This is a genomic window from Nonomuraea sp. NPDC005650 (assembly GCF_040605375.1).
GTDB lineage: Bacteria > Actinomycetota > Actinomycetes > Streptosporangiales > Streptosporangiaceae > Nonomuraea.
The window spans coordinates 1-20973 of sequence record NZ_JBEXCR010000007.1; the positions used below are offsets into that span (position 1 = coordinate 1).

Consider the following 20973-nt stretch of genomic DNA (forward strand, 5'->3'; position numbering starts at 1 on the left):
TAGGACTGCCAAGACAGGGCGGACGCGAGCGCAATGGCGTCAGGCTGCCGGACGGTTTGCACGGCCCCCGCCGTCACCATCTCGACCGTGAGCCTCTGGCGTAGCCGCGCCGTCCACAGCACCCGTCCGGACGGGTCGCGTTCGCGGTCGATGTCCCACCAGGGATAGGTGTTGCGCAGCACCGACAGTTGGCGGGCCGTCCAGTCCTGCAAGGTCGCCGCCTGCGCTACGACCTCGCGCACGTTCTCGCTTGCGACCCGCAGCAGCGCGTCTAGCTCGGCATCCGGCAGCGCTTGTTCCCCGGCCATCTCATGCACCCTCTGTGGGCTGCTCCCACTTGTGGTGAGGGCGGTGCACGCGGGACGTGTCGTCATGGGTGGCTCTACGCTTCTGCATGGGTCAGGACCTCGATTCCTGATCAAGGCCCCGGAACCCCCGGTGTTAGCGCACCGGTCCGGGGCCGCCTTTTATGGCGAGGGGGCCGAAAACCGCAGCCCACCGGGGATAACGTTGCTAATACCGGAAGCGATGGTCTAGGGGTTGGCTGTCCGCCCGTGTCCGCAGGAGTTGCGGACACAGCGGATGGGGCAGGGAGCACCGCATGGGCACAGAGACGTTCGGCGAGGCACTTCGACGCCTACGCGGCAATATGTCCCTCCGCAATGCGGCACATCTTGCCAATGTGGGTAAGAGCTATATTTCTGATCTCGAAAACGGACGACGCACGCCCAGTTTGGCCATCGCAACGGCACTCGACAGAGCACTAGGGGCAGAGGGCAAATTGGTGGCCCTAGTGCAGCCCCCATCCGACCACGCGTCCGCACCAGTATCGCCTAGCGATGAGTGGGAGGAGGTAAGCGAACTGCTGCGTCGCACTTTCTTGAAGCGTGGCCTTGCCGCCGTCACGCTGCCCGCTATTGGGCTGGAGGAACTAAAACACATCGCGGCAGCAATCAACGATGCCCGCAGGTACGCCGATAAGGCGGTCGTTGCTCATCTGGAATGCCAACTTGCCGATTGTGCTGCCAACGATCGCACTCGCGGTCCTAAACAAAGCATTCCCATAGCCCTAGGCTTGGTTGCTGCCGTCGAAGATATGGCCAAGGATGCGAAGTCAGACACGCGGCGTCCCCTACTGCAAGTTGGGGCACGGGCTGCTGAATTTGTTGGTTGGCTGTACCGTGACATTGCGATGCCAGAACTGGCTAGCTATTGGCGCGACCGTGCGATGGATTGGGCTCAAGCGACAAGAGATTTTCCCATGCAAGGCTATGTGCTACTGAAAAAGAGTCAAGCGGCATGGGATGAACGTAACGCGATAAGGATGCTTACACTTGCCGAGGCTGCCCAGGAGGAGTCATGGCATTTGCCGCTTCGCGTACAAGCCGAAGCGGTTCAGCAGGAGGCAAGGGGCTACGCTATGCTAAGCGGCAATATGACGCTCATCGAGGCGAAACTTAATCTGGCACGCGAACTGCTGACACAGGATGACGAGGCAACTGGAATTGCCGCCCACTACAATGAGTCCCTATTCGGGCTGCAAGTTGCTATCTGCTACTGCGAGGCCGGTAAAGCCGAGCGAGCAATCGAGCTCTATGAGCAGTGGCTTTCGCCACAAACCTTCTCTCGGCGGGATTATGGCTACTTCCTGTCGCTGAAGAGCGAAGCATTTGTAGCTATCGAGAAGCCGGACAAGGCGGCAAACCATGGCCTTAAGGCGTTGGCCCTGGCGCGAGAGACTAATTCGGCTCGCACTCATCAGGAAATTTTGCGACTTGTTGGACAATTGCGGCCTTGGCGGCATATGGAAAGCGTGCGCGAACTACGCCACGCTATCCTTGCCTAGCCACTCGGCCACGGTGCCGATGACATAGGCTTGCCACTCCTGAGTCTGCGGATTGGCGTATTGAGGGTCCTCGTGAACGGCGATGCCGTGCTGAGCGCCTTCGATTTCGATGAGTCGGGTATTACCGCCAAACCGGCTGACCGCATCCCGTGACGACTGCACTGGAATAAACGTGTCGCCGGTGCCATGTACCAGCAGCGTCGGCGCAGTGATGTTGCCCAACTCCCGATGCGGTTGGAGGTAGAACACCTCATTGAGCAGCCCTCGCCCAAGCTTGAAGGTCGGCGAGTGTGACACAAATCCTTGCGCGGCCAATTCTTGTCCGGCGTCTTCGTTGATGTGGTCACCATTCCAGTATGGCTTGTCGTTCACGAAGCGCTTTTTATAGTTGAGTAGCGGATTGATCAGCACTAGCCGCCGCACGGCGTCCGGGTAGCGCGACGCATAAAAGGCTGAGATGCCACCGCCGAAGCTTGCGCCGATAATGTTCGCCTGTCCGCATCCTATTTCGGCGCATGCATACTCGACTGCCACTCGGATATCGTTTACGACACCCGCAATCGTCAGGTCTTCCTGCCGTCCCTCACTCTCGCCGTGAGCGCGGAAATCGAAACGCAGCGATGGCAGGCCAACATCCGCCAGGCCAAGCCCCAGACGGTTGAAGAAACCGCCTTCCTCGCGCGTGACGCCGCCACCGTGTACCAATATCGTTGCCGGTGTGCCCGAGGGCACGTCGGGGGTGACCAGGGTGCCACGGAGGTTGAGTCCGTCAAGGGAGCGGAAGGCAATTGAACGAGTGATCGAAACCACACATAGCAGCATACGCAGCCAGAGCCTGTACGGGCTTACATAGGCTGTTGAGTTTGGCCGGATCCAGCACTGTCATCGACCACGCGCAGACCGAGGCCATCGGACAGACCCCTGACACCTTCCGGGCCAAGATCTGGATCCGGATCGACGGTGCGGGCGCCACCCACGACCTGGTCGAGCACATGCAAGGTTGAACACCATCCGGCGCAAGGCCCGCTTCACTGTCGGCTGGAAGATCACCCAAGCCGACGAGACCGCGATCACCAAGCTGCCCAAGAACGCCTGACAGGCCGCGAAGTGGGCAGCGTTTCCAGACCGGCGCTCGTCTGGATTGAAACCGCACTCAATATGCCCCCTGACATGTAGGCGCCCAATTCAAAGGCGCGGCACCCGGTCAACGCCGGGGGTCTGGGGGTCGGAAGACCCCCAGCCGGGGGTGTGGGGGCTTGCCCCCACAAGGCGCAGCCCGAGCACTTCAGCGCGAAGCGCATCCAGTGCGAGGACCTTGCTTGTGGGGGGTCGAAGGGGGGCGTGAGCCCCCCTGGGAAACGCAGTCCGGAGCCGATTTCGCGCGTAGCGCCTCCTGGGCGGAGGCCCATGCTGTTGGGCTTCGGGATTACCAGTCGCCGCCGCCGAAGTCGCCGCCGCCGAAGTCGCCTCCGCCACCGCCGAAGTCGCCCCAGCCGCCGCCGCCAACGTCGCCGCCACCGAAGTCACCGCCGCCGCCGTCAGCGTAGCCCTCGGCGTAGCCGGCGCCGTAGCCGCCGTAGCCGAAGCCGCCGCTGAGCATGCTGCCCATCATGGTGCCGATGAACATGCCGGTCATGATGTCGCCGAACCCGCCGTAGTAGCCGTACGCGTACGGCTGGTACGCGGGACCGGCGTCGTAGTAGGGGCGGCGCTGGCCGTCGACCATGACCTCGCGCATCTGCGGGTCGAAGCCGCGCTCCACGGCCTCGGCGTCCATCTTGCAGGCGGGGACGTCGCGGACCGCGCCACCGGCCGGAGCCCAGCGGACGTCGCGGGCGGACGGGCCGTGCTGCGGGTTGAAGAAGCAGGGGGCGCGCCGCTCGGGGACCGGCTCGTTGTGGACCTTGGCCTTCACCACGGCCAGCGCGTAGCGGCCGTCCTCGAGGGTCTGGGTGACCTCGCGGACCTGCTCGGCGCGCTGGACGTTGGCCAGCTGGGTCTTGGCCTTCTCGTAGGAGTCGAGCGCCTGCTGCCACTCCTCGATGTGGGCGCCGCCCTGGCCGGCGAGGGTCACGTCGGTGTCGAGGTTGGTGATCTCCTCGCCCAGCTTGGTGACGTCCTCGTCCACGGTCTGCTTGACGGCCGCCAGGTCCTTGGCGTCCTGGATGGCCTTCTTCTTCTTGCGGTTGCTGGAGTAGAGGAAGTAGCCGCCACCGCCGACCACGACCAGCCCGCCCAGGGCGATCAGCGCGGCGGTGCCGCCGGCGCCGGGGTTGGCCTGGCTGCCGCTGTCGAGCGCGGAGCGCTTGCCGTCGACGGCGAGGTCAACGCGGTTGACGAAGTCCTTCATGCCGTCCACGACGTTGCCGGAGTTGGCGGAGACCGCCAGGTCGGCCAGCCGGCCCGCGACACCCGACTGGCGGATGGCGCTGGAGGCCGCGAACAGCGTCTGGCCGTCGAGCACGGCGAACGTGGCGCGGTTGCGACCGGCCTTGGTGAGCTCGGTGTTGAGCGAGCTCATGTAGGCCGCAATCGTGGAGTCGGTCAACGTGCCGTCGGGGAGCGCCACGGCATAGATCTTGCTGTCGGCCCCCTTCAGCGCGTCGCGGATCTCATTCTGCTGGTCTGACGAAAGCGGTGATCCGGACTCCACGAAAAAGGGGTCCTTCTTGTCCTTCCAGTAGGACACCACCGACTGAGCATCAGGGGGTGCCGCCGCGTTGGCGGCAGGGGACAGCGCAAACACGACGATGAGACCGACGATCAGAGCCGCTAGCGCGGCCCCTGCTCGGCGCAGCGAGTGGGTCATTGGCAGCAAGCCTCCTTCGCCCATGAGGACGAACGGGCGGTCGGCAAAGTTCCTCACTGCGCACGTTACCTGTCCGCGAGCGCGCGGGCGCACACCGTGGCGAAGATGCCGGGATCCCCGTCAGGTGTCCTTGATCTCACAGATCGTGGCACCCGACGTGACCGTCTGCCCGACCGTGGCCGTGAGCCCGGTGACCGTGCCGGACTTGTGCGCGGACAGCGGCTGCTCCATCTTCATGGCCTCCAGCACCACGACCGTGTCGCCCTCGTTCACCACGTCCCCGTCCGTGGCCACGATCTTGACGATCGTCCCCTGCATCGGGCTGACCAGCGCGTCACCGCCCGCCGCCGACGCCTTCGCGGCGCCGCCACCGCGCCTCGGCGCCTTGCCGACAGCGGGGGCGGACGTGCCGAGCCCGGCGGGCAGCACCACTTCGAGGCGCTTGCCGCCGACCTCGACGGTCACCGTCTCGCGGGCGGGGGCGGCGGCCGGGCCCGAGGCGACCTCCTCCTCGTACGGCGCGACCGTGTTCTCCCATTCCGTCTCGATCCACCGCGTGTGCACCGAGAACGGCGAGGAGACGAACGCCGGGTCGGATACGACGGCCCGGTGGAAGGGGAGCACGGTCGGCATCCCGGAGATCTCGAACTCGGTCAGCGCCCGTCGCGCCCGCTCCAGCGCCTCCTGCCGCGTCCGGCCGGTGACGATCAGCTTCGCCACCAGCGAGTCGAACGTCTGCGGCACCGTCATCCCCGCCTCGTAGCCGGCGTCGAGGCGCACCCCGGGCCCGGCGGGCGCGCGCATGACGGTCAGCGTCCCGGGGGCGGGCAGGAAGTTGCGCCCGGCGTCCTCCGCGTTGATCCGGAACTCGATCGAGTGCCCGCGCAGCGCGGGGTCGCCGTACTCCAGCGCCTCGCCGTCGGCGATCCTGAACATCTCCCGCACCAGGTCGATCCCCGACACCTCCTCGGTGACCGGGTGCTCGACCTGCAGCCGGGTGTTCACCTCGAGGAACGAGATCGTCCCGTCCTGTCCCACGAGGAACTCGCACGTGCCGGCCCCGGCGTACCCCGCCTCCTTCAGGATGGCCTTGGAGCTGGAGTAGAGGAGCTCGACCTGCTCCCGCGACAGGAACGGCGCCGGCGCCTCCTCCACCAGCTTCTGGTGGCGGCGCTGGAGCGAGCAGTCGCGCGTGCTGACCACGACCACGTTGCCGTGCGTGTCGGCCAGGCACTGCGTCTCGACGTGGCGCGGCCGGTCGAGGTAGCGCTCCACGAAGCACTCGCCCCGCCCGAACGCCGCGACGGCCTCGCGCACGGCCGACTCGTACAGCTCGGCGACCTCCCCCAGGTCGCGCGCCACCTTGATGCCGCGCCCGCCGCCGCCGTACGCCGCCTTGATCGCGATCGGCAGCCCGTGCTCCTCCGCGAACGCCACGACCTCGGCCGCCCCGGAGACGGGATCCTTGGTGCCCGCGACCAGCGGCGCGCCGACCTTCTGCGCGATGTGCCTGGCCCGCACCTTGTCGCCGAGCGCGGCGATGGCCGCCGGCGGCGGGCCGATCCAGATCAGGCCCGCGTCGATGACCGCCTGTGCGAAGCCGGCGTTCTCGGCCAGGAAGCCGTATCCGGGGTGCACGGCGTCGGCGCCGGAGCGCCGCGCGACGCCGAGCAGCTTGGCGATGTCGAGGTACGTCTCCGCGGGGGACTGCCCGCCCAGCGCGTACGCCTCGTCGGCGACCCTGACGTGCAGGGCGTCGAGGTCCTGGTCGGCGTAGACGGCGACGCTGTCGATCCCGGCGTCCTGGCACGCGCGGGCCACCCGTACGGCGATCTCGCCGCGATTGGCGATCAGAACCTTCCGCACCGACCTAAGTCCTTCCTGAGAGGTTCAGCGGCCCAGGTACGCGCCGCCGTTCACGTGGAGCACCTGCCCGGTCACATGCCTGGCTCCCGCGGAGGCCAGGAAGAGAACGGTATCGGCCACGTCAGAGGGAGTGCCGGGGCGCCCGTTACGCGTGTTCTCCACCCGTGCCCTGATGCCGTCCTCGGTCAGCCGGCCGCGGAAGAACTCGGTGTCCAGGACGATGCCGGGGGCGACCACGTTCGCGGTGATGCGTCGCGGGCCGAGCTCGGCGGCCAGGTCGGCGGTCCAGGACTCCAGCGCGGCCTTGGCGGCGCCGTACGAGCCGGAGCCCGTGCCGCGCGCCGCGATGGAGCCGATCGAGACGATCCGGCCGCCCTCCCTGAGCCGCGGCATCAGCGCGGTCGTGACGAGGACGGCGGACATGAGGTTGGCGTTGAGGTTGGCCCACCAGCCCTCGGCCACGTCCAGCAGCTCGCCGGGCTGCCCGCGGTCGAGGTTGGTGTTGCCGCCGGCGTTGTTGACCAGCACGTCCACCTGCGGCGGCAGGCTGTCCAGCGCCTCTTTCACGGCCACGGGGCGGGAGGCGTCGAAGGCGGCGTGCGCGGCGCCGAGCCGCGCCGCGGACTCTTTCAGGACGTGTTCGCGGCGGCCGGTGATGGTGACGCGGTCGCCGAGCGAGACGAACGCGGCCGCGACCGCGTAGCCGATGCCGGTGCCTCCGCCGGTCACCACAACCTCACGCATGACTCGAGTGCTCCCCGAGACGATTCCGAACAATCCTCGGGTAGACCATAGCCGCTAGGTATATCTCAGGCGACGGTAGGTGGTCGCCCCTTAAGTTGAGGGCGCTTTCCCCATGTTCCAGGAGGTATGCATGAGCCAGAGCATGTTCGGCGGCGACCTCGCCGAAATGCAGCAGATGGCCAGCCAGTTCACGCAGCAGGCGGAGGCGGTCCGCACCACGATGGCCGCTCTCGACCGCGAAGCCGCCAAGGTCGGCACGGCGTGGACTGGGCCGGGCGCCAACCGTTTCCAGCAGTCATGGCAGAACTACCGGACGGCCTTCCAGCGGATGGCCGAGGAACTCCAGGAGGCCTCGCGGGTCATCGGCACCTACCGTCAGAACATCGAGTCCGCGACGAACTGAGCGACGGATCGGGGCCCTGGCAAGGGAGCCGGGGCTTCCTTCCTATGAATCAGGGCTGCCCACCCCGCCGCCCGATTCCGGCAAGCTACGCTTTTTCCTCATGATTGGTCGCGCCTTGGTGGCGAGCTTGCTCGCCCTGCAGGTCCCGCTGGCGCCCGCGGCCGCGAGGGAGCAGTGCCAGCCGCCCCGGGGCACCATGCAGGTGGGCGAGTCCTGGGCACAGAAACGGCTCGACCCCAAACGCGTCTGGTCGCTGTCCACCGGCGCGGGCGTGAAGGTGGCCATCGTCGACAGCGGCGTCGACCTGCAACATCCGCAGATCCGTCTGGCGGGCCGGGCCGACCTCACCGGCACCGGCTACCGCGACTGCGTGGGCCACGGGACCGCGGTGGCGGGCATCATCGGCGCCCAGTACATGCAGGGCGTGCTCTTCTACGGCATGGCGCCGGGCGCGCGGCTGCTGTCGTACAAGCAGACCGACTCCGAACGGGACGGCGACCCCGACCTGCTGGTCAAGGCCATCAAGGCGGCCGCCGACGAGGGCGCCAAGGTCATCAACGTGTCGGTCTCGACGAGCGACCTGCCCTCGCTGCGCCAGGTGGTGCAGTACGCGCTCGCCAAGGACGCGCTGATCGTGGCCGCCGCCGGCAACGTCAAGAAGGAGGACGGCACCCCCGTACCCGCCTATCCGGCCGCCTACGACGGGGTGCTCGCGGTGGGCGCGGCGGGCCCGAACGGCATCCTGTCCGACTTCTCCAACGTCAAAACCCCCGTCGCCGTGCTCGGCCCCGGCCAGGGCGTCACGTCCACCTGGCCCGGCCGCTCCTATTACAAGGACCTCAACGGCACCAGCTACGCCGCCCCCTACGTCGCCGGCGTGGCCGCGCTCGTCCGCGCCCGCTTCCCGAACCTCGACGAGGCCCAGGTGCGCCAGCGCATCATCGCCACCGCCGACGGCGCCACGGGCGGCGGCAAGGGCGCGGGCATGGTCAACCCCATGCTCGCCCTCAGCGCGATCCTCCCGTACGAGCCCGCCGACGCCCCCGTGGTCGCGCCCCCGCCGCCCAGCCCGCTCTCCGCGGACGCCGTGGCCAAGGTCCCGCCCGTGGACCACGACGCGATCGATCTGGCCCTGATCGTGGCCGGGTCCGCGCTCGGGCTGGCGCTGCTGGTGGCGGTCGCCCGCGTCATGATCCCGATGGGCCGCCGCAGGGGCTGGCGTCCGGGCCGCTCCGAGTAACTGGGGCTGCAAGGAAACAAAACGGTGAATTGTCGGGTACGGCCCGAATCTCCTGATGCTGAAGTGAAAGATCTGGTTCAATGTGACTAGATCATGCTTTGCCGTGAAAGGTTTAGTCATGCACGCTTTGCGCCCTGGTGATCCAGAGCGGATCGGCGATCTCAGCATCATCGGCTTGCTGGGTGAGGGGCCGCGGGGCGAGGTGTTCCTTGGCCGCGAGTCCGAGGACGCGCCCATCGTCGCGGTGAAGCTGCTCCCCGCCGATCCTGACGCCGGTCCCGACGAACCGGCCAAGCACCTGGGGGCCAAACAGGTCTCCAGTTCGTACGTGGCCAGGGTGCTCGACGCCGGTGCCCACGAGGACCGCCCGTACGTCGTCAGAGAGCACGTCGAAGGCAAGAGCCTGGCCCAGACGGTGGCCGACGACGGGCCGCTGACCGGGGACGCGCTCGAACGGGTCGCGGTCGGGGTGCTGACCGCGCTGTCGGCCATCCACCTCGCCGGCCGTTCGCACAAGTCGCTCACCCCCCACAACGTGATCCTCGGCCCCGAGGGCCCGCGCGTCACCGACGCCGGCATCGGCGAGCCGGTGGGCGAGATCGCCTACCAGGCCCCCGAGCAGCTTCTCGGCCTGCAGTACGGCCCCTACGCCGACGTGTTCGCCTGGGCGGCGACCATCGCGTTCGCGGCCACGGGCAAGGCGCCGTTCGCCGACCGCGACGCGGTGCTGACCGGAGAGCCCGAGGTCGACATCGAGGCCGAGCCGGTGAGCCGGGTGGTGATGGCGGCGCTGTCCAAGGAGGTCGGCAAGCGGCCGACCACCTACAGCGCGCTCATGCAGTTGCTCGGCGGCAACGCCAAGCCGCCCGCGGCCCCGCAGACCGCGATCGAGGGCGTGCCGATCCAGGGTGTCCCGATCCCCGGCGTGCCCGGCCAGGGCGGCCCGGGGCCGCAGGACACGCTGGTCGCGGGCCCGCCGTTCGTGCCGGGTCAGCCGCCCGTCCAGGGCCCGCCGTTCGTGCCGGGCCCGCCCATGCAGGGGCCCCCGATGCAGGGCTCGCCCATGCACGGCCTGCCGGTGCCGCATCAGCAGCAGCCGGAGCCGCCGATGTGGGGCCCGCCGGAGCCGGACCAGCAGCCGCAGCACATCAGGCTGGAGGCCGTCCCCACCGGGGCCGCCGCCCGGCCGCGCCGCGGCTTCCCGCTGGGGCTGGTCGCCGGTGTCGCCGTGGTCGCGCTCGTCTCGGTCCTGGGCCTGTGGGGCGCGAACAGGTACGTGAAGCTGCAGCAGGTCAACCCGGCGTCCATGGCGCAGGCCAACTCGGACGAGATCCCGGTGCCCGCCAGCGCCCCGGTGACCCCCGGCACGCAGGCGCAGGGCACGGACCCCCTCGGCGGCGGCACCGACCCGCAGCAGGCGCAGCCCGAGGCCACGGTGCCCTGGGGCGCCACGGCCGCCCCGGACGACTCGGGCATCGGGCCGCTGACGCTGCCCACGGAGTGGTCCTCGACCGCGCCCACGGTGCCCGAGCTGACCACCGTGCCCACGACCCCGGCCGCGATCCCGACGCAGCCGGTGCCCACGCAGCCGGTCCCGGTCCCGACGCAGCCGGTCGCGACCGACTCGGCCCAGCCGACGCCCACCACCGGCAAGACGCGGCACGCGAAGCCGACGGCGACCGTCACGAAGACGGTGGACCGGACGCCCACCCCGACGCCGACGCCGACGGAGAGCCAGGAGCCGACGCCAAGCCAGGAGCCGACGCCGACCCGGGAGCCCACGCGGGAGCCGGAGCCGACGCCTACTCCGACGAAGACCACGGCGAAGCCGACGCCGACCAAGACGACGGCCAAGCCCACGCCTACGAAGACCACGGCCAAGCCGACGCCGACGCCCACGAAGCCGACGCCGACCCCGACGAAGACCACGAATCCGTACTCGCCCACCCAGGTGTGCGGCGCGGGCTTCTCGGTCCAGCGGTCCAGCCCGTTCGGCGGCGGGGTGACGTACCAGCTCTGGAACAACAGCTCCGGCCAGAACTGCGTGGTCACCATCAAGACCACTGACATCGGCAAGAAGACGCCGGTCAGCGCCACGCTGGAGGTCCAGGGCGGCGGCAGCCAGACGGACTCCGGCAGCTACGAGTACTACGCCGGCCCGGTCAAGCTGTCCGCCAGGAACAAGTGCGTGCGCTTCTCCGGCAGCGCCGGTGGCACGAGCACCAGCGCCGCCTGGAGCAGCTGCGGAGGCTGAGCCCGGTATGTAGCCAAACGCCGGTGGCCCGGATCATGAGATCCGGGCCACCGGCGTTTTCAGTAGCCGACGTAGCCCGCGCCGTTCTTGGTGTTGACGACGCCGGGCACGTTCGACACCGAGCCGTAGCGCGAGATCGCGTACCGCACGCCCGCGATGATGTTGTCCACCGGGTTGTAGATGTTCTTGTGCCCGGCCAGCGCGTACGAGTTGAACGTCGGGTCGATCGTCTGCATGAGGCCCTTGGACGGGGTGCCCTTGGCCGCGTTGGAGTCCCAGTTGTTGATCGCGTTGGGATTCCCGCCGGACTCGTGCTGGATGATCATCCAGATGTCGCTGGCGTTCATCTTCGAGGCCGGGACGCCGTTCTTCTCCAGGATCGTGATGGCCTGCTCGATCCACTCCTTGACCTGGCCCGTCGGCGCGGGACCGCCGCCGGCGGGCGGAGGGCCGCTGGGGCCGTAGCCTCCGAAGCCGGACGTGCCGCCACCGGGCCCTTGCCCGCCGGCCCCTTGCAGGGTGGTACGCGGCTGGTACTCGGGATCCGGCGCCCAGTCGATCTTCCGCCCGGGGGCCGGCGTGAACTCCTGGGTGGACACGTCCGGAATCGCGTGGAAGGTGAGCGTGCGATCGTCCAGGAACCCGTTGATGTCCTTCTTGGCCTTGGTGACCGCCTTGTTCGCCGAGTCCACCCACGGCTGGGCCTCGGTCTTCGCCTGGTTGACCAGCTTCGTCAGCCCTGGCGTCACATCCGCCTCCGTGGCGTCGGGATGCTCGCGGTAGTACTTGGTCTTGTAGTTCTCGGCGCTGGTGTTCAGGTCCCGGCAGATGGAGCTGATCTCGGTGTGGGCGGTGCGCAGCGCGGAGGCGGCGGCGTCGAGCGAGGAGGCGGAGTTGGACAGCGCCAGCTTCAGATCCTCGGCCGCGGTGCCGTACTTGCGCATGTAGGTGGCGAACTGGTCGGAGGAGTGACCCTTCCAGGCGTCGTCCACCGTCTGGACCGCCGCCCCCAGCGCGCCGTCGAACTCGTTGATGTCGCCCGACACGGCCCGCCAGGCGGCGGAGATCTTGTCGATGGCGCCGGGGTCGCCGGTGACCTTGTTCAGCATCGCGTCGAGCGCGGCGCCTCCGGGCAGGTGCGCGACGCTCACGAGGTCGCCCTGTGCGTCTTGCGGATGTTCTCCTCCACGTTGCTCAGCCCCCGCTCGACCCCGCCGAGCTTCCTGCGGGCCTGGTCCATCTCGCCGATCAGGGCGGTCCAGACGCCGTTCGCGGCCGTCGCGAGCGTGCCGGAGTCCTCCAGGTGACCGAAGGCGGCCGCGGCGACGGCTGTGCGGTTGTTGCGCGGCTCGCCGCGGTCGTCGTAGGCGAGCTCCCCGGGGTTGCGGTCGTGCAGCGTGTCCTCGTACTGGCCGGCGGCCTTGTGGATGGCTGTGCGGCACCTGTCCAGCGCCGAGAGATGGATCTCCAGATCCGCCATCATTCTCCCCGTGTCTTGTCCGCGTCCAGGTATGCCGTCTGAATCAGGCGCGCGCCGAAGCGCCGGTCGACCAGGTGGCCGCGGCCCGCGGGCAGCGTCTGAGGCCGTACGTTGCCGAACAGGTAGCCTTCGTCCTTGTTGCCGGACATGAGCAGCGCCGGTGTGGCCATGTCCTTCATGCGCTGGATGACCGGGTCGAACATGGCGCGGCCGGCGCCGCCCATCTGGCGGGCCAGCACGACGTGCAGCCCGATGTCGCGGGCCTGCGGCAGCAGGTCCACCAGCGGCAGCAGCGGGTTGGACGAGGTCGTGACCAGGTCGTAGTCGTCGACGACGATGTACAGGTCGGAGCCCTGCCACCAGCTGCGGTCGCGCAGCTGCTCGGGCGACAGGTTGGCCGGGGGCAAGCGGCTCAGCAGGGCGCCCTTGGCGTCGTTGATCAGGTCGGCGGCGGCCGCGCTGGAGGCGGCGTAGCCGATGCGGTGCGGGGTCGCCGCCGAGTCGAGCAGCGCCCGCCGGTAGTCGATCACGATCATCATGGCTTCGCTCGGCTGCTTGCGCTCCACCAGGCCCTCGGAGATGAGCCGCAGCAGGTTCGACTTGCCGCTCTCGTTCTCGCCGAAGATCACGAAGTGCGGGTCGGCGTCGAAGTCCAGGGCCACGGGCGCCAGCGCCGCCTCGTCGATGCCGATCGGGATCCGCTCCCGGTCGTCCGGCAGCGCGGACATGGGCAGGACGGCGGGCAGCAGCCTGACCCGCGGCGCGGGCGTGCCCTGCCAGGAATCCCGTACGGCCTGCACCAGCGAGCGCGCCCCGGCCGCCAGGTCCGACGAGTTCTGCACCCCGTCGATCCTGGGCAGCGCGGTCAGGAAGTGGAACCCGTCCTTCGTCAGCCCCCTGCCCGGCGCCGCCTCCGGCACGGCCAGCGCCTTCTTCCTGCTGACCTCCGACTCGTAGGCGTCGCCGAGCTTCAGCTCGATCTTGGTGCCGAGCAGGTCGCGGATGCTCGGCCGGAACTCCGACCACTTGTTGGTCGAGGCGACGAGGTGGATGCCGTAGCCGAGCCCGCGCGCCGCGAGGTCGGTGATGACCGGCTCCAGCGAGTCGAACTCCTGCCGGAGCGTCAGCCAGCCGTCCACGACCAGGAACACGTCGCCCCAGCCGTCGCCCTCGATCGCGCCCTCCTCGCGCAGCTGCCGGTAGGAGGCCATCGACTCGATGCCGCGCTCGCCGAAGTCCCGCTCGCGCTGCTCCAGGATGGTGCCGATCTCGGCCACCGTACGGCGTACCCGGTCGGCGTCGAGGCGGGTGGCCACGCCGCCGACGTGCGGGAGCCCTTCGAGCGAGGCGAGCGCGCCGCCGCCGAAGTCGAGGCAGTAGAACTGGACCTCGCGCGGCGTGTGCATGAGCGCCATGCTGGCCACGAGCGTGCGTACCGTGGTGCTCTTGCCGCTCTGGGTGCCGCCCGCCACGCCGACGTGTCCGGCGGCGCCGGAGACGTCCAGCCAGAACGGGTCGCGGCGCTGCTCGAACGGCTTGTCGATGATGCCGATGACGGCGTGCAGCTTGCCCCGGCCCTGCCAGCCCGCGGTCGTCAGGCCGAACTCGGGCGTGACGGAGAGCGGGGGCAGCAGGTGCGCCAAGGTAGGCGGCTCGCCCAGCGGCGGCAGCCAGATGCGGTGCGCCCCGGGGCCGTGCCCGGCCAGCCGGCCGACGACGACGTCGAGCAGGCTGCGCTGGTTGCCGCCCGCGGGCTCGTCCTCCTGCTGCTGCGCCACCTGGACGGGCCTGGTGATCTCGGGCAGCGGCATGAAGGCGGGGCCGTACTCGACGACCTCGCGGATCGGCGTCGTGCCGTCGACGGCGACCGCCTGCCCCGGGTCCTCGTGGTGGGCGCCGGAGACGTAGGCGGCCTTGAACCTGGTCATACCGGTCGTGTCGAACTTCAGGTAGCCGTTGCCCGGCGCCGACGGCAGCTCGTACGCGTCCGCCACGCCCAGCACGACCCGGCTCTCCATGGCGGAGAACGTCCGCAGGCCGATCCGGTAGGACAGGTGGGTGTCCAGGCCGCGCAGCCGCCCCTCCTCCAGCCGCTGGGAGGCCAGCAGCAGGTGCACGCCGAGCGAGCGGCCCAGCCGGCCGATCATCACGAACAGGTCGATGAACTCGGGCTTGGCCGACAGCAGCTCGCTGAACTCGTCCAGCACGATGAACAGCGTCGGCATCGGCCGCAGGTCGGCGCCCTGCTCGCGGGCCCGCTCGTAGTCGCGCAGCGAGGCGTAGTTGCCCGCCGCGCGCAGCAGCTCCTGCCGGCGCACCATCTCGCCGTGCAGCGCGTCGTGCATGCGGTCGACCAGGGGGAGCTCGTCCTCCAGGTTCGTGATGACGGCGGAGACGTGCGCCAGCCCCTCCAGGCCGAGGAACGTCGCGCCACCCTTGAAGTCGACCAGCACGAAGTTGAGGATCTCGGAGGAGTGGGTGATCGCCAGGCCCAGCACGAGCGTGCGCAGCAGCTCCGACTTGCCCGAACCGGTCGCGCCGATGACCAGGCCGTGCGGGCCCATCCCGCCCTGCGCGGACTCCTTGATGTCCAGCTCGACCACCCGGCCGTCGGCGCCCATGCCGATGGGCACGCGCAGCCGGTTGCGGCCCGCCCTGGGCTGCCAGGTGACCGCGGGGGAGAGCCGGCCCGGGTCGCCCACGCCGAGCAGGTCGGTCAGCGTGGTGTTGGTGCCGAGCACGTCTTGGGACTCGCCGCCGGAGCCCGCCGAGGCCCGCAGCGGCGCGAGCTGCCTGGCCAGGCCCTCTGCGCGCGCGTAGTCCAGCTTGTCGGGGTCGCCCAGCCGGGTCGTGGACCGCTTGCCCGCGTGGTCGATCTTCACCATGTGGAAGCCGTCGGGCTGGATGTCCAGCCGCAGCGTGCTGGCCTCCTCGACCGGCCCCGCCGCCTCCGACAGGTCGATCACCGTGACGCCCTGGATGGCGTCGGTGCCGAGCTGGGAGTCGTGCGGCACGTGCCCGCCGTCCACGATCACCACGTGGTACGGCAGCGCGTCCGACGCCGTGCCAGGACGGAACCTGGCCCGCTCCTTCAGCTCGTCGCCCACGAGGTGGTCGAGCTGGGACAGGTTCTCACCCATCAGCCGCACGTGACCGGCCGCGTCCATCTCCTCGGGGTGCAGCGCGTGCGGCAGCCACTTGACCCAGTCCCAGTGGGGCATCCACTCCTTGCTGGCGCACACCAGAACCCGCATGTCGTCGGGGGAGTGGAAGGTGACGAGCTGCGCGATGATCGCGCGTACCAGGCCGCGTACGGCCCGCGGGTCCCCGGTGAGGTGGATCCGCGCGAAAGAGTTGAGCGCGACCGCCACGGGCAGCTCCGACACCGTGGAGTGCGCCCGTACGAACCTGCGCAGCGCGCCGGCCGTCAGCGCGTCGAGGTCCTCGACCGGCTTGGAGTCGGGCGGGATGAGCTGCACGGCCAGCTTCTGCACGCCCGTGCCCAGCCGTACCGTGCCGAAGTCGTCGTCGCGGGGCCTGCGCTCCCACAGGCGCGGCCCCATGGCCACCCACCAGAGGGTCTCGGGGGAGGGGCCGCTCCACTCCAGGGCCTCGCGCTGCTGGACGGCGGCCTTGCGGACCCTCTTGCGGATCTGGGAGAGGTAGCGGAAGTAGTCGCGGCGCAGGCCGTTGAGCCGGTTCTTGCGCTCGCCCGCGTTGCGGCCGAACTGGCCGACCGTCATGCCCAGCATCGAGACCGCGAACAGGCCGCTGGCCACGTACATGATGGGGTTGGCGTTGCCGCCCGCGGTGAACATCAGCCCCATGGCCGCCCCGCCTGCCAGCATGGGGACGTACATGAGGACGCCGGTCATCCCGGCGGGCTGGACCTCCGGGATCTCCGGCGGGGACTCCAGCAGGATCTCCCCGCGCGGTGGCTGGGGGCTGGGACGGCGTTCGGGGCGCCGAACAACAACAATGCTCACTGGCGGGACAACCCTCCTGTCACCTGGAACACTTTCTTACCAGACGTGCCATCCCTATATGTTCGGCATGTCGGATTTAGTCAGCCAGACCTGGAGTGGCCGTGACCTCGCTCGCCCACCAGCCGATGCAGCCCATGCGGCCGATGCCGCCCGGGCCGCCTGGGCTGCCGCCGACACATCCAGGCGCCCAGCCGCAGATGCGCGCGCCGGTGGCCCCGTTGTGCCACGTCACGATCGTCGCCCCGCGCCGCCGGGTCGATCTGGCGCTGCCTGCCGACATCCCGCTCCCGCACGTGCTGCCCGGGCTGCTGCGCGCCGTCGGCGAGGCCGGCGGCGACGCGGCCGGGCCGCCCGGATGGGTGCTCCAGCGCCTCGGAGGCGCGCCGTTCGACCTCGGGCAGACGCTCGCGGCCCTGGGCGTGCTGGACGGCGAGCTGCTCTACCTGCGGCCGCGCGAGCTCACGTTGCCGCCCGCGCTCTTCGACGACGTGGCCGACGTGGTCGCCACCGGCGTCAAGGACAGCTCGGGCAAATGGGAGGCTCGTCACACCCGGGCCATGGGCGCGGGGGCCGCCGCCATCATGCTCGCGCTCGGCGCTCCCGCGCTGGTGCTGTCCGGGAGCGCGCCGCTGGGCGTGACCGTGGTCGCGGGCATGCTCGCGCTGCTGCTGATCGGCGTCAGCGCGGCCCTGTCCAGGGCCGTCGGCGACTCCTCCGCGGGCGCGCTGATCGGCTACGCGGCGCTGCCGTACGCGTTCCTGGCCGGTCTGTACGGCCTGGTCAGCGGCTCCTCCCTGGGCGGGCTCGGAGCCCCGCACCTGCTGGCCGCGCTCACCTGTACCGCGCTGGTGGCCACCGTCGGCGGCACGGTGGTGGCCGACGGGGTGGCGGGCTTCCTCGGCACGGCCATCGCGACCGTGGTGGGGGCGCTGGCGTCCGCCGTGGTCATGGTGTTCGACCTGCCCCCTGCGGGTGTGGCGTCGATGACGGTCACGCTCCTGATCGCGTTCAGCCCGCTGATCCCCACGCTGTCGTTCCGGATCGCCAGGGTGCCGCTGCCGGCCCTGCCCACCAACGCCGAGGAGCTGCGGGCCGACAACCAGCGGCTGGACAGCGAGGGCGTCCTGGCCCGCACCGTGCAGGCCCGCCGGTACGCCACCGGGATGATCGTCGGCATCGTGCTCACCGCCATCGGCGCGATGATCTTCCTGGTCACCGCGGCGACCTGGATGGCGGTCTCGATGACCGTCGTGCTCGCGCTGGTCCTGCTGCTGCGCGCCCGCGTCTTCCACGGCCTCGGGCAGCGGCTCTGGCTGCTGGGCACCGGGCTGGCCGGGCTGGTCGCGGTGGGGATCGAGCTGAGCGCGGGCGCGGGCACGGTGGCCGCCGCGGCCGTCGTGATGGGCGTGCTCTGGCTGGCGATGCTGGTCGTCGGGCTCGGGCTGTGGCTGCCGTCGGGGCGGCTGTCGCCGTTCTGGGGGCGCGCGGGTGAAGTGGTGGACGTCATCATGCTGATCGCGCTCTTCCCGCTGGCGCTCGGCGTCCTTGACGTCTACACCTGGATCCGCGGCCTGGCGGGCTGAGCCCCGCACCCCGGACCTCCGGCGAAGCGGCCCGGCCCGGCGGGCCGCTTCCCCTGGCCGGCCGTCGCGTCGGTCACCCACTGCGCGGGCTGGTTGTCGCGCAGGTCAGCCGTCGCGCGGGTCCCGCTCGCGGAGCCGCCGGAGCCGGTCGTTCCGCTCGGCCGTCTCCGCGCCGAACATGTCCTGGAACTCGGCGAACTGCCGCTGGATCTCCTCCAGCCCGACGACCTGCGACGGCGGCACTGCCAGCAGCTCCTGGGCCTGGCGCCCCTGGTCCTCCTGCGCCTGGCGCACCGCCTGGACGACCTCTTCCGCCAGGGCCCTGATGTCCAGGCGCAGGACACGCGGCGAGAAGTCCACACTCTGGAGCATGCCGTCCGCGTTCACGACCGCGGTGGTCAGGCCGCTGCGGCTCTCCCCCTTGCCGGTGATCAGCTGCAGTTCGGCGGCGGCCGCGGCCAGGCGGTTGAGCTCGCGCTCGTTGTCCCGGAGGAGTTTGTCCACGTCGTCCTCGGTGTAGTCCATGACAGGCCACGCCATCGGCGGCCGGTTAACCGAAGGCGATCTGAATCTGGCGCGTTGTTGAACCGATCATGAAGATCACAGCAAGCCAGCCCATTGATCACCAAATTTGGACAACAATCCTGTTTTGTGGCGAATAACCAGCAGAAAGCACGCCAGGAGATCTACGTCACGTCGTCCACCATCGCGCACACGCGGACGCGGGTCGACGAGGAGCTGCATCCGAACGTGGAGTTCATCCACGGGCTCCTGACGCACACGGCCGTGGAGGGGATCGGCTTCGGAGCGATCGGCGGCGTGATGATCGGCGGCGCGTACGAGGAGTTTCGCCGCTGGGCGGACACCACGTTCACCGAAATGGAGAACGCCGTGCAGAGCTGGTCGACGTCCCTGGAAAGGGCCAGGCGCAACTGGCGGGCGGCCGAGGAGGCCAGCATCGTGAGGTACCGCGGCTGATGGGCACCCCGGATCCCTGGGGCGGCGCCCCGGACCCCTGGGCGCACACCCAAACCCCACCGGCCACCCAGGCCCCGCCGGCCGGCCAGCCCGCACCCGGCAATCCCTACGCCGCGCCGGCGCAGGGAGGCGCCCCGGATCCCTGGGCCCAGGCTCGGGGGGCCGCGCCGGCCCAGCCGACCGCCCCGGATCCCTGGGCGCACACCCGGGCCCCGACGCCCGGCCAGCCGGTGCCCGCCAATCCGTACTCCAACCCGTACGCCGCCCCGAACTCCTACGCCCCGAATTCCTACGCGCCGACCACCACCAGCCCGACGACGGGCCCGTACCAGCCGTATACGCAGCCCAGGCCCGTTCCCGGCAACCCCTACGCCGGCTATCCCGCGCCGAACCAGCCCGTGGGCCCGCCCACCCCCCAGGGCTACGCCGCCAACGGCGCTCCGCGCGGGCACTTGGGCACGGCCAGGTTCGGCGGGGCTCCGGAGGCCCCCGCGATGCGCTCGTCCGCGTCGTCGCTGGGGGAGAAGGCGCTCAAACTGCTGAAAAGGGCGGGCAAGCTCAGCCTGGGTCTGGCTCCCGCCATTGCCATCTGCGGTGGGATGCTCGCCAACGAGCCGGGCATGGCCCAGGCGGTCAGCGTCTGGCAGAGCGGCATGGCCCAACGGCTCGACGGTGGGATGAAGAACCTGCTCCCGCAGCTGCGGGACACGGCCAAAGACGGCTGGATCGCGATGGACCGCGACGAGTTCGACCGGGTGCTCTGGACCTTCCAGCGCGAGTCCGAGGTGCTGCGCAACGTCCTGAGCACCGGCGGCAGCTCGCTCGACGAGGTCGCGGCGGCCTACCGGAGCTTCTGGACCTGGGTCATGCGCACGGCGCTCACCGCGCTCGGCGTACTCGTCGTCGCCAAGGCGCTGCAGCGGGCGCCGCAGAGCGCGGTGTGGGGGGTGCTGATGGAGAAATACATCACGGCCGAGGTCAACATCGCGACACTCCTCCTGGCCACCTCGATGGCCAGCACCCTGAAGGAGGGCGGCGAGGTGCTGTCGACCATGGTGAAGCGGAACCACCAGTGGAACTACATCACGCCGAACGGCGCCGCCGCGGTCGACTTCAAGTCGATCGTGATCGACGCCGAGAAGTACCCCTCCTTCTCGGAGCCCGCCAAGAAGCACGGCCTGCCTCCGCGCTACCAGGACTTCGACTGGATCGAGCCGAAGCGGGAGATCTCCGGCCCTTGAGGATAGGGTGGTGAGAAAAGCCGCTTCTGTGTTTTATGGGGTATGAGTGATGATCGAGCGGGAATTCGGGGCGCTGGACATCGACCGGATCCTCAGGGACGCCGACCAGCAGATGGCGCGGGCCGGTGAGTTCCAGCGGGTCCTGCAGGATCTGACGGGTCGCGCCCAGGACGAGGACGGGTTCGTCGTGGCGGAGTGCGGCAGCGCGGGGCTCAAGGAGCTCGTCCTGCACCCCAAGGCCATGCGCCTCAACTCGGCCGAACTGGCCGAGCGCATCAAGGCCGTCATCGCCGAGGCCAACGCCGACCTGCAGCGACGCATCTCCGAGGAGATGGGGAACGCCTTCGGCGAGGAGAACAACCCCATGCGCTTCCTCAAGGACCCCGAGGGCGGCCTGGAGCTGGTACGGCAGGCCGAGGCCGCCTACAACCGTACGTACGAGGACCTCATGGGGCATCTGGACCGGGTCCAGCAGCGCATGGAGGGCTGACGAACGAGCGAAGGCCCGGTCCACGTCGTGTGGGCCGGGCCTTCGGCGTTTCG

18 protein-coding genes are annotated in these 20973 nt (G+C 69.7%); 9 read left to right on the forward strand and 9 right to left on the reverse strand.

The features are described from left to right. The coding region (locus tag ABZS69_RS13400) for a hypothetical protein (protein ID WP_355370670.1) at positions 1–308 on the reverse strand (308 nt) is incomplete at its 3' end. Positions 309–601: 293 nt separating this feature from the next. On the opposite strand from ABZS69_RS13400, the gene ABZS69_RS13405 reads away from it, so the two are divergent. Beyond that, complete coding sequence (locus ABZS69_RS13405) at positions 602–1846, forward strand: helix-turn-helix transcriptional regulator (RefSeq protein ID WP_355370673.1); 1245 nt, start codon at positions 602–604, stop codon at positions 1844–1846. Here the strand turns inward: ABZS69_RS13405 and ABZS69_RS13410 are convergent. Then, positions 1823–2656: an alpha/beta fold hydrolase gene (locus ABZS69_RS13410; RefSeq protein ID WP_355370676.1), complete on the reverse strand. Its 834-nt coding sequence runs from the start codon at positions 2654–2656 to the stop codon at positions 1823–1825. The genes ABZS69_RS13405 and ABZS69_RS13410 overlap by 24 nt on opposite strands. 53 nt (positions 2657–2709) lie before the next feature. Here ABZS69_RS13410 and ABZS69_RS13415 point away from each other — a divergent pair, with 53 nt between their 5' ends. Next, positions 2710–2850, forward strand: coding sequence for a hypothetical protein (locus ABZS69_RS13415; protein ID WP_355370678.1), 141 nt, complete (start codon positions 2710–2712; stop codon positions 2848–2850). Positions 2851–3272: 422 nt separating this feature from the next. On the opposite strand, the gene ABZS69_RS13420 is transcribed toward ABZS69_RS13415, so the two are convergent. The 3 genes from ABZS69_RS13420 to ABZS69_RS13430 all read right to left on the reverse strand — a co-directional run bounded on the left by ABZS69_RS13420 (position 3273) and on the right by ABZS69_RS13430 (position 7265). Continuing rightward, positions 3273–4655: a hypothetical protein gene (locus tag ABZS69_RS13420; RefSeq protein WP_355370681.1), complete on the reverse strand. Its 1383-nt coding sequence runs from the start codon at positions 4653–4655 to the stop codon at positions 3273–3275. Between the two features lie 120 nt (positions 4656–4775). After that, positions 4776–6521: a biotin carboxylase N-terminal domain-containing protein gene (locus ABZS69_RS13425; RefSeq protein ID WP_355370684.1), complete on the reverse strand. Its 1746-nt coding sequence runs from the start codon at positions 6519–6521 to the stop codon at positions 4776–4778. Positions 6522–6545: 24 nt separating this feature from the next. Beyond that, positions 6546–7265: an SDR family oxidoreductase gene (locus ABZS69_RS13430; RefSeq protein WP_355370686.1), complete on the reverse strand. Its 720-nt coding sequence runs from the start codon at positions 7263–7265 to the stop codon at positions 6546–6548. Between the two features lie 130 nt (positions 7266–7395). On the opposite strand from ABZS69_RS13430, the gene ABZS69_RS13435 reads away from it, so the two are divergent. The 3 genes from ABZS69_RS13435 (at position 7396) to ABZS69_RS13445 (ending at position 11162) form a co-directional block, all read left to right on the forward strand. Continuing rightward, on the forward strand, positions 7396–7668 hold the full coding sequence (locus tag ABZS69_RS13435; RefSeq protein WP_355370689.1) for a WXG100 family type VII secretion target: 273 nt from the start codon (positions 7396–7398) through the stop codon (positions 7666–7668). Positions 7669–7768: 100 nt separating this feature from the next. Continuing rightward, complete coding sequence (locus ABZS69_RS13440) at positions 7769–8908, forward strand: S8 family serine peptidase (RefSeq protein WP_355370692.1); 1140 nt, start codon at positions 7769–7771, stop codon at positions 8906–8908. Positions 8909–9026: 118 nt separating this feature from the next. Next, positions 9027–11162, forward strand: coding sequence for a serine/threonine protein kinase (locus ABZS69_RS13445; protein WP_355370694.1), 2136 nt, complete (start codon positions 9027–9029; stop codon positions 11160–11162). 59 nt (positions 11163–11221) lie between these two features. On the opposite strand, the gene ABZS69_RS13450 is transcribed toward ABZS69_RS13445, so the two are convergent. Genes ABZS69_RS13450 through eccCa form a run of 3 tightly spaced genes read right to left on the reverse strand, consistent with a single transcriptional unit; the run spans position 11222 to position 16628 of the window. Then, positions 11222–12313 (reverse strand): transglycosylase SLT domain-containing protein, encoded by a 1092-nt coding sequence (locus ABZS69_RS13450; RefSeq protein ID WP_355370696.1) that lies wholly within the window; start codon positions 12311–12313, stop codon positions 11222–11224. After that, positions 12310–12645 (reverse strand): hypothetical protein, encoded by a 336-nt coding sequence (locus ABZS69_RS13455; protein WP_355370699.1) that lies wholly within the window; start codon positions 12643–12645, stop codon positions 12310–12312. The genes ABZS69_RS13450 and ABZS69_RS13455 overlap by 4 nt, the downstream gene beginning before the upstream one ends. Further along, positions 12642–16628 (reverse strand): type VII secretion protein EccCa, encoded by a 3987-nt coding sequence (gene eccCa / locus ABZS69_RS13460; RefSeq protein WP_355370702.1) that lies wholly within the window; start codon positions 16626–16628, stop codon positions 12642–12644. The genes ABZS69_RS13455 and eccCa overlap by 4 nt, the downstream gene beginning before the upstream one ends. Positions 16629–16729: 101 nt before the next feature. On the opposite strand from eccCa, the gene eccD reads away from it, so the two are divergent. Beyond that, the gene (eccD, locus tag ABZS69_RS13465) at positions 16730–18211 is read left to right on the forward strand and encodes a type VII secretion integral membrane protein EccD (RefSeq protein ID WP_355370705.1); all 1482 of its coding nucleotides are present in this window, start codon (positions 16730–16732) and stop codon (positions 18209–18211) included. Positions 18212–18316: 105 nt separating this feature from the next. On the opposite strand, the gene ABZS69_RS13470 is transcribed toward eccD, so the two are convergent. Then, a complete protein-coding gene (locus ABZS69_RS13470) occupies positions 18317–18751 on the reverse strand; it encodes a YbaB/EbfC family nucleoid-associated protein (RefSeq protein ID WP_355370708.1) in 435 nt (144 codons plus the stop codon). 111 nt (positions 18752–18862) lie between these two features. On the opposite strand from ABZS69_RS13470, the gene ABZS69_RS13475 reads away from it, so the two are divergent. The 3 genes from ABZS69_RS13475 to ABZS69_RS13485 are packed head-to-tail and all read left to right on the forward strand — an operon-like array spanning position 18863 to position 20920. Further along, the gene (locus ABZS69_RS13475) at positions 18863–19189 is read left to right on the forward strand and encodes a hypothetical protein (protein ID WP_355370711.1); all 327 of its coding nucleotides are present in this window, start codon (positions 18863–18865) and stop codon (positions 19187–19189) included. Then, complete coding sequence (locus tag ABZS69_RS13480; protein WP_355370713.1) at positions 19189–20430, forward strand: hypothetical protein; 1242 nt, start codon at positions 19189–19191, stop codon at positions 20428–20430. The genes ABZS69_RS13475 and ABZS69_RS13480 overlap by 1 nt, the downstream gene beginning before the upstream one ends. Before the next feature lie 49 nt (positions 20431–20479). Next, the gene (locus tag ABZS69_RS13485; RefSeq protein WP_355370716.1) at positions 20480–20920 is read left to right on the forward strand and encodes a YbaB/EbfC family DNA-binding protein; all 441 of its coding nucleotides are present in this window, start codon (positions 20480–20482) and stop codon (positions 20918–20920) included. The last annotated feature ends 53 nt before the right edge of the window (positions 20921–20973 follow it).

What these genes read in the sequence shown, in the direction of transcription:
- ABZS69_RS13480 (WP_355370713.1), top strand. Translation starts at nt 19,189, where the DNA reads ATGGGCACCCCGGATCCCTGGGGCGGCGCCCCGGACCCCTGGGCGCAC.
- ABZS69_RS13455 (WP_355370699.1), bottom strand. Translation starts at nt 12,645, where the DNA reads ATGATGGCGGATCTGGAGATCCATCTCTCGGCGCTGGACAGGTGCCGC.
- ABZS69_RS13420 (WP_355370681.1), bottom strand. Translation starts at nt 4,655, where the DNA reads ATGACCCACTCGCTGCGCCGAGCAGGGGCCGCGCTAGCGGCTCTGATC.
- ABZS69_RS13405 (WP_355370673.1), top strand. Translation starts at nt 602, where the DNA reads ATGGGCACAGAGACGTTCGGCGAGGCACTTCGACGCCTACGCGGCAAT.
- ABZS69_RS13430 (WP_355370686.1), bottom strand. Translation starts at nt 7,265, where the DNA reads ATGCGTGAGGTTGTGGTGACCGGCGGAGGCACCGGCATCGGCTACGCG.
- ABZS69_RS13445 (WP_355370694.1), top strand. Translation starts at nt 9,027, where the DNA reads ATGCACGCTTTGCGCCCTGGTGATCCAGAGCGGATCGGCGATCTCAGC.
- ABZS69_RS13435 (WP_355370689.1), top strand. Translation starts at nt 7,396, where the DNA reads ATGAGCCAGAGCATGTTCGGCGGCGACCTCGCCGAAATGCAGCAGATG.
- ABZS69_RS13440 (WP_355370692.1), top strand. Translation starts at nt 7,769, where the DNA reads ATGATTGGTCGCGCCTTGGTGGCGAGCTTGCTCGCCCTGCAGGTCCCG.
- ABZS69_RS13470 (WP_355370708.1), bottom strand. Translation starts at nt 18,751, where the DNA reads ATGGCGTGGCCTGTCATGGACTACACCGAGGACGACGTGGACAAACTC.
- ABZS69_RS13485 (WP_355370716.1), top strand. Translation starts at nt 20,480, where the DNA reads ATGATCGAGCGGGAATTCGGGGCGCTGGACATCGACCGGATCCTCAGG.